This window comes from Pseudoalteromonas nigrifaciens, from assembly GCF_002221505.1.
In the GTDB taxonomy this organism is placed as follows: domain Bacteria; phylum Pseudomonadota; class Gammaproteobacteria; order Enterobacterales; family Alteromonadaceae; genus Pseudoalteromonas; species Pseudoalteromonas nigrifaciens.
The window spans coordinates 2,247,126-2,262,384 of sequence record NZ_CP011036.1 but is presented as its reverse complement, the minus strand read 5'-3'; the positions used below and the strand labels follow the sequence as shown (position 1 = coordinate 2,262,384).

Sequence of the window (15,259 nt, the reverse complement as noted above, 5' to 3'; positions counted from 1 at the left end):
ATGGTTTGGTCTCTATTACCTTTAAGGCTCTAACATGGATGAAAAAACTTTAAGTTTTATTAATAAAGCAAAATCTATACATGGCGACACTTATTCTTATGATAAGTCTATTTATATTGGTAGTAATATTAAATTAACGATTACGTGTCCACAGCATGGGAACTTTGAGCAAACACCATCAAATCACTATAAATATCATTGCTCAAAGTGCTCTAAAGAAGCGCAAAACCAAGCTAAGATTGCTAAAGCCTCTTTACAATATATACAAAAAGTAACAGCGGTTCATCAGGATAAATATGATTTATCAAAAATAATTTATACAGGTGCAAATAAAAAGGTTTCTGTAGGGTGCAAGCACCATGGTTTTTTTGAAATAGCCGCTCGACATTTTTTAGCAGGATCAGGGTGTAAACTATGTGGAAACAAAAATACAGCATTAAAAACTATCGAAGCAGCTTCCAAAACATTTGAATTAAAGTCTAGAAAGGTCCATGGAGATAGGTTTGATTATAAACATGTGTATTATAAGGGTAACACGACGAGAGTTACAATAACCTGCCCAGAACATGGGAACTTTGAACAAACCCCTCGCAAGCATCTTGAAGGTTCCGGTTGCCATAAGTGTGCAATAGATAACTCCACTTCAAGGTTATCAACTAGTGTATTTATAGAAAAAGCAAAAATAGCCCATAAAAATAAGTATAACTATTCAAAAACTCAATTTACTAAGTCACATGAAGATATAATAATTACCTGTGAAAAGCATGGTGATTTCTCACAAAATCCGCATAACCACTTAGCAGGAGCAGGTTGCAAAAGCTGTGCAAATGACCGCTTAACGTATACTACCGGTGAGTTTATTGACAGAGCTAATAAAAAGCATAATTTTTATTATACTTATGAAAAAACTGCCTATATTGCTTCAAAGACTAAAGTGCTAATCACTTGTCCTACACATGGCTTATTCTATCAAAAACCAATACTACATTTGCAAGGCTATGGCTGTAACCGTTGTGCGGCAATTAAACGTGGTAAAGATAGCAGCTCATCAACGGCTGAGTTTATACAAGGCGCAAATTTCATACATGATTTCAGATGGAACTATGACAAAACAAACTATATAAATAATCACGTAAAAGTAGTTATAACATGTGATATCCATGGCGACTTTGAACAGACACCTGGTAGCCATAAAGGTGGAAGAGGGTGTCCTAAATGCGGGATTACTAAGTCTACAGAGTCTGGAAAGGTAAAGTATGAAGAGTTTTTATTGAGAGCTCAAGATGTTCATGGTGACAAGTATTTGTATGATTTAGTAGAATATTCTGCATACAGTGAAAAGGTTAGCATAAAGTGTTTATTGCATGGTGTTTTTAATCAATCACCGGCATCGCATATTAGAGGAGTTGGGTGCCCAGCATGCGGCTTCGAATCTTCCGCAGAAAAGATCAGGGTACCTTTCTCTGTGATAATAGAAAAAGCAAATGAAATTCACAACTTTAAATATAGTTATTCAGAAATTACTAGCAACAATTCAAAAGGTAAAATACTTGTTTCTTGTCCAGAACATGGAGAATTTGAGCAAAAAACTGATGCTCACCTAAGAGGAGTTGGATGCCCGGAATGTACTAGCATTAAGCGTAACATTCAGACAGATGAATTTATTAGTAGGTCGCTTAAAATTCATAAAGGAAGGTATGGTTATGATCACGTTAATTGTAATGGCACTAATACTCTGCTAAAAATTGAGTGTTATGTTCATGGCATTTTCGAGCAAAGAGCTTCTCAACACTTAAAAGGTAGTGGATGTAGGGATTGCTATGTTGATTCTACAAAATTAAATCTAGAGAATTACCTAAAAGACTGTAAAAAAGTACATGGTGATAAGTATGATTACTCTAAACTAGAATATAACACTATCAGAGACAAGGTTATTATTACTTGTCATACCCATGGTGACTTCCTCCAAACTGCTCATGATCATAAACATGGTGGAGGCTGCCCTAAATGTGCTGAGTATTTTAGAAATTTAGACAATAAAGACCCTGATACCCCTTGTTATCTATATTATTTACAACTAAGAACAGAGCATCTCATTTTTTATAAAGTAGGCATAACAACAAAAGGCGTTGAACAACGTTTTTATCGTTTGGAGAAAGATAATACCGAAATTTTAGATCAGTTTAGTATTCTCACAACTCTTGATAAAGCTATTATTGCCGAACAAACTATATTAGAAGAGTTTGAAGAATATAGACTCTTAATGTCAGACACTTTAGTGTTAAGTAAAGGCGGAACAGAGTGTTTCGCTGATGATGTATTAGGGGTGCATGGCTTAGAATTAGAAGACTACATTACTTGAGGCAGGTGAATGCAATGTAATTATCTAAAATTATATATTAGAAAAAAGCCGTTCAACTTGAACGGCTTTCATAATAAATCTGTTAATGAACTAAGCTAGGATAGATTGATTTATATAAAGAAAGGGGATTAAGCATTTCTATAAACTCAGTCTGTTGCCGTTACGCTGTTTTTAGATATACAAAATAGCGGTTCGCAATAGCCAGCTTATGCCATCCCCCAGAACTCCGATTTAATATCATCAGCATTATTATTTTTATATATATTTTCACTTATCAAATAAGCTTGAGATTGACTGTTATTGACCATAAAGTGCTTATCATTTTTTTTATAAAGTTTGAATGGATAGTGATATTGGCTCGAATATGTCGCAGTAGCTGAAAATACATTGGTAATATTATTTTGCCCCATAAATTGAAAAATAGCTTGAGCGACATAGTTTAATCTTTCATCTCGGCCCATATTCATTGTAAACATTGAATACGAATCTTGATCATCAAATGCAACAAATATCTCAATAACTTCGTTTGAATCTTTAAAGATAAAGTTAACCACTCTGCCGTCTAGCTTCATATCACCATCTTTATCAATTTCATACAGGTGAGGAGTTTCATTATTAACATACATGACCTCACCATTTTTAACGATGAACATTATATCGACTTCAGCTTCAATAAGCCTCATTCCACCATCGTAATCGATTTGTTGATTACTGATATTATTGCCGGAATTAGAAGTAATACTTAATGAAATCAATTTATTAAGTATTGCAGTCCTAATTTTAAACATCTTGAGAGGGTCACGGCTGAAGCAACATAAAATACTTTTAAAAAATATAAATGCTTTTCCAGTATTATTATTCTCAGTGACTTTTATAAATTCAGAATGATTAATCCCGCAATTTAAAGCATATTCCTGGTGGATTCCCCCCATTTCCTCAAGTTCTTTTATTTCTTCAAGAATAAAATATTTTATTAAATCTAAATCATTGGCTAAATGCTGATTACTTAGTATTTCTGCCCAACGTTGGGCAAAGTACTCAAGTCCATCATTAGAGAGCTGCTGTCTAACAGTATCGCCACTTTTTTTTTCGAAACTGATAAATAATTTTATTCGCTCTATATTTTGCAATGCCATCGAAGTGGCTCTTTCTATATCAACTGACTCCTTATTCTTCTCCATGTCTATAACTTTACGATAATCATCATACGCCTCAAGGTACCTTTCTTGAATCATGAAACAGCCGGCTCTATTTAAAAATACGCTTGAATGGTGTGGGCTTACTTCTAGTGATTTTGTAAAGAATAAAATAGCGTCATCTTGATTACCGTATTGATGATACTGAAGAGCTTGGCGAAAGTATTGTTCACCTTGGGCTTCTGCCTTGGGGTCCGTTTTAATTCTTGAGAAAAAGCTAAATAGAGACATATTATTTCCTTATAATGAGATTTAGTTAAAGCAGTGCGAAAGAGCATACTGTCGATTGTGAAAGTAAGTATTATTGATTCTAAAATCGGTATTTGCTAATAACTCGCTAGGTTTATCCAAATATATTGATTGGATATATTCTTTTGGAATATGACTATTAACGAGAATTTCGGCTTGTGAGTCAGTAGGGTCACAAGCTCGTAAATTGATAGGTTGATTATTAAAAAGCTGTTTTAATGCCACACTTCCTGAGAGGGATTCCTCAGTTGCTGATGCTATAGAAGAGCTAGCAGCATTTGCGGGGCAAAATAAGCAGTCAAGCTCCCATAAAACACGGGCAGATATTTCTAACACAGCCCAGCTTTCTTCTGGTTGTGCTTGTCTATACTTATAAAACATCTTGTCGTTAGGGTAGGACACAGATAACGAAATCATGTGAGTTCTGTAGTCAAACCTATTAGCATCGTTGTAAATATGACCTTTAGATATTTCGTTATTATAATCTTTACTATTAAGGCCTATATCCAAAATGCTTTTAAGGTTTTTTACTTTTGTAAAGTGTATTAATGTAGTAATTCCACGCTCGCTACAAAATTGCTTAATAAGCTCTTTATCATCAATATTCGCATATTTACCTAATCCATAATGCTTCATTACGGCATCAATTAATTCAAGACGTAATGAAATAGTATTTTGATAGCTGCCTAAGTCAGCTATTAAAGTTGAAAACAGAATGTTAGGGCTATTTAACTCCAGCAGTGGCATCTCAGTCTTTAGTTTTACACCACTGGATTTAGCAAAATTACGAACCAGGAGAGAGCTTTTATTAGCGAAAGATAATTCATTTACTACAAATTATCTAGCGTCAATTAACTTGGCCGGTTCCGCGTCAATTATCTTGGCCGGTTGACACCGAATTTTATTTGCTCTTATTGAGCGCTGTTTTGCGTCGGTAACTTTCACCTTCGCAATGAATAATCGTTGCATGATGAACCAAGCGATCGATTGCCGCGACAGTCATCGTTGAATCATCAAATAGTTCATCCCATTGTTCGAATGATTTGTTTGATGTGATGATCATGCTGTGTCGCTCATAGCGATGGGCTATCAATTCAAACAGCACACTCGTTTCCTGTTCCGTTTTTCGAACGTAACCAACGTCATCAACGATTAATAAGCTGTATTTATCGAGCTTTACAAGTTCGTCTTGCAAGCGTAAATGTCGCTTTGCTTGCTGGAGTTGTTGAACAATCGCTGACGCGGCAACAAACTTAACTTTATGGCCCTGCTCGATAAGGCCATAACCGATGCTACTGGCGATATGCGTTTTACCAAGACCACTGGCGCCAAATAACAATATATTGCCACCGTACTTCAACCAATCCGGCTGATTTATTAAATCAGCAACAAGGGGCTTACTAACCCCATCAACAAGGGTAAAGTCGAAGCTGCTAAGGTGTTTACCCACGGGCAATTTTGCATCTTTTAAAAGCCGCTGAAGGCGTTTGTCATCGCGTGTCGCAAGTTCAATATGGCACAGCTCAGATAAGTATTGCTGTGGGCTCCATTGTTCTTCTATCGCTTTTTTGCCCAGAGTATTCCACTGTTGAAGCATGGTGCTAAGCTTTAATTGTTTCAGCATTAAAGGTAACGAGGCCGTGAAGTTATCCATGTAGACCTCCCGGTATCATGCTGCTATAAGCGCTCAAGCTGTGTTGCTTTATTGTTATTGTGGGTATGTTTGATGCAATCACTAAAAATTGCGCTTCACATTCTCGGATGGCCGGTAATTGTCGCTGAGTAATTGACGCTGCTACAAATCGTCCTAATTGACGTTCACACCCACTTTGCTTCGCTAAATGGAGCAATTTCACCATGTAATAGCTCGCTTCATCCGCTAAAAGGTGGGCATTAACGTATTCCCAAATAGCTTTGTAATTGTCGCTTGGAAGTAAGTCGTCACGTAGTTGTGAGTAGCGAAATGCCAATGGTTTTTTAACCAGTGCGTCAATAACATGCAAGTAACTAATATTACGTGCACGGCATCCTTTAGAAGCATAGACACGCGCTAACGTTTGAACTAAATCGCTGCCATAGCGCAGCTCTAAACGGTTGTCATATAAACGAACAAGTAATCGGCTACCAATAAGGCGTGACGGGACGCTATAGGTAACACGTTTCAACGAAATAGTACTCGTACGTGACACCGTTAGATAATGCTCGGTGTAATTGACGCTCATCGTCCGTGGTAAAGCATGTAATTGTCGCTGCTCTACTGCGTATTTATCACTTACACGGCGATTACGGCGAGCTACAATGTCGGCAACAAACGATTCATAGACTTCTCTTGTCTGAAAGTCATAACTACCACGGATTTTTAATGCTTGCTCCAGTTGCGATTTAAGATGCCCATGAGGGCTCTCAATAGCCCCATTTTCATGCGCAATACCACGGTTATTGCGGGTCGCTTTAAAGCCATAATGGGTGACTAATTCATTAAAGCGCTCTGTAAAATCGTTATCATTAGTGTGATTACGATAGGCGGCACTCAGACTGTCTGTACGCACTTCTTTAGGCACACCGCCGGCTGCTTTAAATGCGTTTTGCACGCCATCAGAAAAAGCAGCAAAGCTTTCACCGCCGTAAATCACTTGGGCATAAGCCCAGCCACTGGCGGGCATACGATAATGAAACAACATATGCTTTAAGGGTTCACTAGCAATGGTAACGGGTGACTTCACATGTGTAAAATCACACATGCCTAATAGGCCATACTCGTGTGTTTGCAGGAATACGACCTCTTTGCTTGAGCCATACAGTGCTCGCCATTTGTGAATTCGACGCTCTAATGTACGCCGTGAGCTAGGGTTAAATTTGTCGGTGTGAAACTCGCAAAGGTGATCAAAAATTCCCACCGGAGTTAACGTTGCATCACCTTGAAGTAGAGGGACAACAATACTGTCCCAGATAGACTCAAGTGGATCTATACGCGTTCGCCATTGGCGTTTATTAGACAATGGCTGCTCATCCAGTTTATCAATGCGCCTTGCTGAACGTTCAGAAATACCTGCTTTCGCAGCCGCGATAACTTGGCTATTACGTTTTCTATGTTTCATATAAATAGTGACCTGCTGATCAGTGATTCGTGTTCCCGGCACAGTGAACTCCTCCGTTCTGCTGTACCGAACCTTATCAGATCAACCGGCCAAGATAATTGTCGCTAGACCGGCCACCGTAATTGTCGCTTAATAACAAATTCAGCTGCAATAGCTGGAGTAGGTAAAAGGGCTAATGTCTTGTTTAACATTGGCTCAAACATATTAATTTCCATTTAAATAAATAAATCCTTTTGTACAGGGGAGGCGCAACTTCCGATGCTTTGGCTTAAGTGAGCTATAAACTCATCAGCAGAGTGAGTAACTTGTTTTAAAGTGCCATTGTTGACTAAAGAAACATATAAAGCAGCTGCTCTAGCCTGGCAATTAACGCTTTTTTTAGGGTTAAATTCAATATCAGTAAACGCATTATATTGAATAATTTGAGAGTGTAGTTCTTTGTTTAATTTTAAAGCATTAATGTAAATCCAATCATAAAATATAGTTTTAGGTGTGAGTGGCCAGGTTTTTCCATTACTAAAAAAGCCAGTTAAACAGCCGCTCTCAACTAAACGGCTATCTCGTTTAACTTCATGTGTCGGAATTGTTAGAAGCTCTTTAAAAGGACCGCCATTTTCAAACACTTTAGCTGCATGAAAAATATTCTCAAGTGGAATTTCGCGACCATTTTTTAATGTAACGAGCAAATTGAAAGCACTTAGGCTTACACCCAAGGTGCTCTCACTTTTTGTCGAGATTTCAAGTACATTTAAATCATTAAACAAGTTATGCGCAGCGTTATGTAAAGAGCGAACAGATTTTTGTTTTTGTGTGGCTGCCATTCCTTTATGCCATTCAAAGTCAATAAGCTCTTCCTGTACATAAGGAAACGGCTTAATCACTTTAAAAACGGGTCTAGTAGCCACTTAATCAACCTTAGGGTGTTGTTATGTTAATTACGGGGGTTAAGCACTCTTGTATGCTTAAGCCACCATGGTTGTAATAATCACCAGCCACATAACCTGCAATACCAGGAGCCATAGCTACAGAGACATTCTCGTTCCAATGCCATGGTACTTTTAATTCGTCAGTGCTTACATTGTCTTTTAAAATAGCACAGCGGGCTAAGCGTTTTTTAACCTGATTTTTTGGAATGTTTGCTTCAGCTAATTTACCTGGCACCCATAACCAACCGTGGTCGGTCACAATGCGTATATTTTTCCAGCCAGCAGCTATTAAGCCTTCAATACGGGTGACTACATCATTTAAAATGCTATCAATATAGCGTGGCATTTTTAGCTGTTGCTTATGCCCCATATTGTCTAAATCGCCAGTTTGTAGCCATGCATTTATAGATGGGTTGCCAGTGTCTAACTCTTTTAAAAACTGCCAATCTTTTTTTTCTAATGCACGACTCAAGTGATAAGAGCTAAACTCAGAGTTAGACTCGGTTATCTGGGGAATAAAGTTATCATTTTCTTGAGCGCCACTTAAAATATCGGCAACAGGAGTTACGGCAGCCTTAGCGGTTGCTGTTAATGAGGGTAGGGCACACCAGTTACTTGTTAAATTAACAGACAGGTTTAACTTATTAAGCTTATCCTCAAGCATTTTTGCAGTATCAAAACGTAGTCCATCAACAAAAAATACAGCTTGGCCGTTGGTGCTATACGTTGCGGTCGACTCATTAATTTCACCAGCACTACTTGGCTTACCGGGGTAGCCCTCGTCCTTTACTAAGCGTTGAAAGTTCAACGTAACAGCTTCAAGCCAAGGGCTATAAATTACTGCCAGAATATCAGCAACTATTTGCTCCTGGTTTAAATCAGTAGCAGCAGCCATAGCATTAATTGCTGCAGCATCTGCATGCCAGAACCGCTCTTTGTAGGTTTGTGCCATTGCCTCGGCATTTGGGCCTGTAAAATTAATTTGAGTATGCTGAGCAACGTTTACTAGTTGTTCTAATATATTCAGCCAAGGCGACATATCGAGCTTTTGCCATAACCAGCTTTTACGCTGTTCATGTAATTTATACAAGGCAGTTAACTGCTGCCTTAGCTCGGTTGGCGTTACACTGATAATGCTAGCTAATTTATTTGCTAATTCAGCTTCATCTTTTAAATTTTCAGATAAAAAATGGCTAGCCTCAAACGCTAAACCAGTAGGAGCTATAGTTTTAAGCTTTTCAACTAAACAAGGTAGGTTGTGTGCGGTGTCTTTAAATCGCTCCCAAACAGTATACCATTCGCCTTCAGCCTCACATAAGCTGTAGATAATAGCGCTTATAGCGCTTATATCGCTTATATCATCAGGGTCAAAGTTAAATTGGCTTATACAGGCTTGTTTAAATACAGGCCATTTATTTTCATCCCAAGCTTGCTTTTTTGCTTCAGGGTTATTTAACCAAGCTAAAATATCTTTAGCTGGGTCATCCATTACAATGCTTATAAAGTCCTGTGCTTCTAGCTTTTTACCTTTTAATTGTTCTGCTGGCGTTTCAAGTAAATCGGGTAAAATATTGAGTATGGCTTCTTGTGTTTTTTTATCTTTTGCAACATCCAGCTCTAAGCCCACACGCGGGTTTGTTAAAAATGAGCCAACACTCCAATCTCTCCCTGCAGAATTGTAAGCCCACCAGCAGCCTCTGTATTGCAATTCGGCTAAAGGTCTTAATTCATCAGGGCATTGCTCTATTGCACGTAAGTCTTTGCGGCCAAAACCTGGTAAATAAATTATTGGGGTTTTACCTTTAGGTAATTCACACTCTTCTAATACTCCAGCTATCGCACACTTTATCCAAATAGCAGGGCCTATGCGCTCTTCTGGGTTGTAAGTACCTAACTCAATGAGTTCAGGTACATGTTGTTTTATAAACGGCATAGCAGGCTGCCACTGACGCTCAATGTCAGTCCACAAAATAGCAGCAGGGGCTACTTGCACCGCTGAATTATAGGTTGCTGAGTTTCGCAACTGCGAAGCTAGGTAATCAATTAATTGCATAACTTTTTAACACTCACCTTAGAGGTTAGCAGCAACATTTGTTGTTAAAAGTTGCTTTATTTGTTGCTGTATTGCCACAATAAAAGGTTGATATTTGTCATCAACTTTTTGGCTGATTCTTCTATATAAGTTTACTAAATCATTGGGAGTTGCATTCGAAATAAAATCTTCATCGAGAATGCCAGAAATTTCGGCTTGTCGTTTAGCTTTTAGCGACTCTTCTTTTAAATTCAATTCATCGATCATATCAGATGCATTTTGAATACTTGCTTTAATACCACCATTAGCAAGGTATTTAAAACTAGCTTCATGGTTATCTAATGGAGATAAAGTTAGCCGAGCATCAAACCAATTTTTCTTAGCATCCCCACAATGGCTAGGAGTCCCTGGCTTCTTATTTTTAAGGCAAGATACATGCAAGTTAGAATACTCTAACTCTAAAGCTTCAAATGTTTCTTGAGGTCTAAAATGCTCAATATGAAAATCATCATTACTAATATCTTGGTTACAGTAGCAGCAGATAGAACCTTGCTCTTTCAGTAAGCTTTGCCTCATTGCTCGTTTTTCAGCGCCAGATAACTCATCAAAATTTGGCTGCCAGTCATCATTAGCTAAGGCTTTCCAATCAATAACTTCTTGCGGCTCATTGTCCTTGATTATCTGTTTCATTCATCAAGCTCCAACAGCCTTTTGCGCTTAATAATTGCGCTAGCACGACGCAACTCATCAATATTGCCGCACTTTTTAATTAACACATTAATTAAGCCCTCGGCTTGTTCTAATTCATTCTCCTCGATGTGTATAAACAACTTATTTAACTCATTTTTAGTTTCAGGTTCTCGCTCATCGACTTCCAAGTGTTGGAGTAAAATACTATTGCTATCCATTCCAAGCGACTTTTCAGGTCTAAATGCAACAACCTCACTATTTTCACGTTTAAAAAGCCACATATTTTTAGGTTCAATATGGCTAATCATTTGAGGACTGTGGGTAGAAAAAATAAACTGTGTGTTAGGAAACGTTTCCTGAAAATTTGCTATTAGCTTTCGTTGCCAGCCAGGGTGCAAATGCAAGTCAATTTCGTCTATTAGAACTATTGCCTCACCTTTAAGAGGGTTATTTAAAGCTGGATTAGCAATGGCTAGCCTTCGGGCTATATCGGCTATGAGAGCAATCAAACAAAGCTCACCATCTGATAACTGTTTTAGTTTTAGCGCTTCTTGATCTTTGTAGATGAAAAGTTCCTTTAACTTTTCATCATATCGAAGTTCGCTAAATTCAGGTAAAAAAGTAGTGATCGCCCTTTCAACAGCTCTTAATTGCAGGTCATTAGTACTAGCACTTTTACCTTGCCTGCTTTCAAGGTAACGTTGGCGATAACCAAACCAATTAGCTAATGCTTTAAAATACACACCATCTATTGATACCGATTTTTCATAAGCATCAAGAGGTGCATATTTTATTTTTCTAATATCATTAGAGTTGGCTTTTCCTCTGAAAAGCCTATTTACACTATAGTAAGCGGCAAGAGGAACACTAGTTTGGTATTCCTCAAGTTTCTGCTCTTCATTAAGCTTATGGCTTAGCGGCTTAATAATATTATTTAGTATGTCTAATTCTGAAGATTGTGTTTTTCCAGAACCATGATCTTTAGCAAATCGCGTAGTAGACCAACTTAAAGGTTCGCCTTTAAACTGCATGAAAACGGTTGAACTTAATTCTTCAGTACCTGATTTAATATCATCATTGGTTAGTTTTTTTGTGTAGCCAGGCGTACCCTTTACTCTGTTGGTAAATGTTGAAAGCATAATCCCCATAGCTTCAAGCACAGATGATTTACCCACGCCATTTACCCCAACTAGTAGGTTTATATGTTCATCAAAACTAAGCTCTATTTCTCCTAAGCCGCGAAAATTTTCGAGCTTAATTCTATCAATAAACATTTACTGAGCTTCCTTTGCTGCTTTTTTTTCGGCCAGTGTTAGGTGATGGTCGTTGATACGGTCACCTTGTTTACCGCCGTATTCCAACCCAAGATCAAACCATGGGGCTGAAGGCACGTCGGTGCCGCGGTCTTTTTTCCAGTGGATATTGGGTTTTGAACGCAGTATGCCTGCGTCTTTTTTACCGACATCTTTCGCTTTCATAAACGGGCGGATGTTTAAGCGTACACCATCATTTAAGTCTGGATTCCAACCGATAGGTTGTTCTGCTAGTGGCTTCCAGCGAACAAAAATATCTAAACTTTCTTCGCCAACAAGAATTGCTTCTAACTGTTTTTTCAAATTCTCTGCTGCTCTTAAGCGTATATCAGCCCCTTCTTTTCCATCAGCCAGGTCGCGCTTTTGAGAACCGATCCAATCGTCGAGGTAAGTATAGATTAAGCGTTCAAGGGCTTTATAGTCAAATTTGTGGTAGTTGACTAGTGCAGAAAAACCATCTTTTTCGCCATCCCATATTTGCCAAATAAACGGGCGGTGTTGAAATAGTCTACAGTGTTGATCAAAGAACTTATCACGTAGCCATTCTTCTAGATCTTTGGCTTTTACGGTTTTTAAAAGGTTATCTTCTACATTGCTAGACCACTTATCGCCATAGGCTTTATGTAAAATTGCCTCTACGCGTTTCACCGCTCTTTTTTCACTGCGAACTGCGGGGATACAGACAATACCATCGTCATCAACTAAGCCATCAAAAACTTTATTTTGAGCGATGATTTCACGCATTTCAGGAGCTAATTCCATTTCCGTGTCCAGCTCTGCTGGCCAGCGGTAACCTAATAAGCGGGCTAAAGCTACTTGTAGAACTGTGTCATCTTGTCGTAGTTCGCTGATTAAAGTAGTTTTAGTCTCGTCATTCCAGGTCACTGAGGCAGAGGGGTGACCGTGAAAAACCCATTGGGTGGGATGATCACAATATGGTAATGGAAGACCATAAGGAAATTGTTTAATCGCGATTTCATCCCATTCAGCTTTTACGTAATTGGCCTTCAATAAGTACCCATTATCTACATTTAACTTTTGATTTATTGATCTTATATTTTTATTAAAACTTGGAGATGAGCAATACATCCAAAGTCCAGGCAAATCCTTAGGATCGTCTGGTATGATTACAGCTACATTATTGTCAAATTTAGTTCCAAGGTACATGCTGGATGGTAGTTCACCCATAGTCCTAACAGAAATTCCTTTATTACCCCAGGCACTCTCTCCCCTCAACCAGGCTTTCTCCTTTCCAGCGCCTAACCTTTCTGTTAAATATTTAAGATATTCACCTTGACCATTTTGCCAGTGAAATAGGTTTTCTAAACCACCAAAATTAGAGCTTTTACTAACTGTACTTTGTTGAAAAGACCACGCAGAAGTTATTTTGCTTAGTTCAAAGAATTTTCTTCCAAACCTTGGGAAGTCACCACTTTGCAAGCCCGCATAAGAGGATACATAATCATTCAATGTCTCTAATGTCTCGGATTGAGAGGTTACAATTTCAATCCCTTTTGTTTTTTCAACTTGAGCTACTTTTATAATATTAAAATTTACAGAAGCTAGAGCTTTTATTTTATTAGATATAGGCTTAATTAAAGATAAATCTAATGTTTTATAAGTCGGATGCTTTTCATTTACACTAATGATAAACATAGATATTGTAGTTATATTACCAGGTCCAATTGAGAAAGAGTCAGCTCCACCACCAAGACCAGTAGCTAACTTAATAGTGTCACTTTCTAATATTTTTTGTCTTAGTCTTTTATAACCAGAAAGATAAAACCAGTGTTGAGGTGTTACTAAAGCATATACACCGGATGGTGTAAGTAACTTACGTATCCTTTCAATAAATACAGTCGCTAGATCTAGCTTAGAGAGCGGGTAATGTTTTTCTACAAAGTCGTTAAGACTTTCCGTGAATTTATTTTTTGTAAGGTAAGGTGGATTTGTTGCTATGAAGTGGTATCTATTAGTTAATATACTTGAGCACATCACTAAACCAGAAGAAATTGTTTCATATCCTTCAGATATATTACCCTTTTTAATTAGTGTACTATTAATAATATCCCATGGCTTATCAAAATGATTTTCGGGCTCAATTAGACTACCTAACACTGGCGCATTGATGTATGTCTGGTGCATCCACTTAACAGCACCTTGTTGGCTATTATCAGCCTTTAATAAATCTTTCCATTCTTTCTGTGCTTCGGTTATTGATACACCAGAGCAAGCTAGTTGTAACTCAGGTAACTGGCGATAACCACCAGCACCAGGATAACGCCATGCTTCAAGAGCTAAGGCAAATGCCGCCAATTCTAGACAGCGTTGGTCAAGTTCTAAACCATGGATATTTTCAGCAATAACTTTATCAATCGATTGTTTAGCGCTTAGTGATTCTAACTCCATGCGCATTGGCACTAACATTAAAAATTTGGCCACTAAAAAGTGACCTGACCCACAGCAAGGGTCGAGCGATTTAAATTCACTTAAATCTTCTGGCCATTTATCAAAATCACCTGCGGCATTGGACCAAGTTTTTGACTCTTCATCTTGAACAAATCGCAAATAATCAAGCGGTACACCGGGAATAGAGGCTAGTTCTCTAAGCTCTTGTTCACTGGTGGCAGTCGCTAAATCGTCTTGTGTTAAACGATGTTTTGCCCACCAAGCGCCTAATGCATTGTCGAGTAAAAAGCTCACCATATAGGGTTCGGTGAATAACTGAGTGACTGGGCTTAGTTCTTTAGCACCAATTTTTATGCCTGATTCGTTAACCTGTTTTTTCTTTTTGTTTTGCCAAAATTGATAACACCAGCCTAAGGCGTCTGATGCCTGAAAAGTGTTTTCATGAAGTTTAGCAATAAGTTCTTCAAGGGTATTAACATGATTAATTGAGAGCTTTACTTCAAATACAGGCGAGTCAGCTCGGAATATTTGCGGCAACATTTTTTGTGCTAATTGCCCAGCGAATTCCCAACCGTCTTTTACATCGGGTTCTTCTTCAGCTAGCTCAAAACACTCATCTAGGGTTACGTGAGTGTTTTGGTCATACATTAATAAGTCACTTTGCTCTAAAAAGCGAGCAAATAGCATACGATGCCAATGCTCGTATGCCATTTCATTAATTAATAACTCTGTTTCTTGCTTGCCTGACTCTTTGTTGAGTACATCACCCAATTGGCGGCCATGAGCACGCAATCGATTTCTTAATTTACGTTCTTCGTCTGATAAATAGCTAGGTGCGCTGCCATCACTAATACCTAGACGAGTGAGTGCTTCTGTTACTGCTATTTCAACTATGTCACGTGCTTTTTCTACTGTTTTTTCAAGCTTACTGCGTAATGTTTTATCTAATGGTTTTCTCATTTTTTATTCCTTTAGCAAGCTTAT

At 38.1% G+C, this 15,259-nt stretch carries 10 protein-coding genes; 1 reads left to right on the top strand and 9 read right to left on the bottom strand.

The annotated features are described in order from the left end of the window. The first annotated feature begins 34 nt into the window (after window positions 1-34). Window positions 35-2,362, top strand: coding sequence for a hypothetical protein (locus tag PNIG_RS10780; protein WP_089368487.1), 2,328 nt, complete (start codon window positions 35-37; stop codon window positions 2,360-2,362). Between the two features lie 206 nt (window positions 2,363-2,568). Here the strand turns inward: PNIG_RS10780 and PNIG_RS10775 are convergent, their stop codons facing one another. The 9 genes from PNIG_RS10775 to PNIG_RS10735 form a co-directional block, all read right to left on the bottom strand. Beyond that, entirely contained in the window at window positions 2,569-3,789 is a 1,221-nt protein-coding gene (locus PNIG_RS10775) for a tetratricopeptide repeat protein (RefSeq protein WP_089368486.1), read from the bottom strand. 21 nt (window positions 3,790-3,810) lie between these two features. Beyond that, the gene (locus tag PNIG_RS10770) at window positions 3,811-4,554 is read right to left on the bottom strand and encodes a DarT ssDNA thymidine ADP-ribosyltransferase family protein (protein WP_089368485.1); all 744 of its coding nucleotides are present in this window, start codon (window positions 4,552-4,554) and stop codon (window positions 3,811-3,813) included. A gap of 154 nt (window positions 4,555-4,708) precedes the next feature. Then, window positions 4,709-5,461, bottom strand: a complete 753-nt coding sequence (gene istB, locus PNIG_RS10765) for an IS21-like element helper ATPase IstB (RefSeq protein WP_089368257.1) — start codon at window positions 5,459-5,461, stop codon at window positions 4,709-4,711. Then, the gene (gene istA, locus PNIG_RS10760) at window positions 5,454-6,947 is read right to left on the bottom strand and encodes an IS21 family transposase (RefSeq protein WP_089368256.1); all 1,494 of its coding nucleotides are present in this window, start codon (window positions 6,945-6,947) and stop codon (window positions 5,454-5,456) included. The genes istB and istA overlap by 8 nt, the downstream gene beginning before the upstream one ends. Window positions 6,948-7,120: 173 nt before the next feature. Further along, window positions 7,121-7,810: a DarT1-associated NADAR antitoxin family protein gene (locus tag PNIG_RS10755; RefSeq protein WP_089368484.1), complete on the bottom strand. Its 690-nt coding sequence runs from the start codon at window positions 7,808-7,810 to the stop codon at window positions 7,121-7,123. Between the two features lie 10 nt (window positions 7,811-7,820). Then, on the bottom strand, window positions 7,821-9,884 hold the full coding sequence (pglZ, locus tag PNIG_RS10750) for a BREX-1 system phosphatase PglZ type B (protein WP_089368483.1): 2,064 nt from the start codon (window positions 9,882-9,884) through the stop codon (window positions 7,821-7,823). Between the two features lie 18 nt (window positions 9,885-9,902). Continuing rightward, window positions 9,903-10,553 carry a retron system putative HNH endonuclease gene (locus PNIG_RS10745; RefSeq protein WP_089368482.1) on the bottom strand — a complete coding sequence of 217 codons (651 nt, stop codon included), beginning with the start codon at window positions 10,551-10,553 and terminating at the stop codon, window positions 9,903-9,905. Next, window positions 10,550-11,827 carry an AAA family ATPase gene (locus PNIG_RS10740; protein WP_089368481.1) on the bottom strand — a complete coding sequence of 426 codons (1,278 nt, stop codon included), beginning with the start codon at window positions 11,825-11,827 and terminating at the stop codon, window positions 10,550-10,552. The genes PNIG_RS10745 and PNIG_RS10740 overlap by 4 nt, the downstream gene beginning before the upstream one ends. After that, the gene (locus PNIG_RS10735) at window positions 11,828-15,235 is read right to left on the bottom strand and encodes an Eco57I restriction-modification methylase domain-containing protein (protein WP_089368480.1); all 3,408 of its coding nucleotides are present in this window, start codon (window positions 15,233-15,235) and stop codon (window positions 11,828-11,830) included. Window positions 15,236-15,259: the final 24 nt, after the last annotated feature.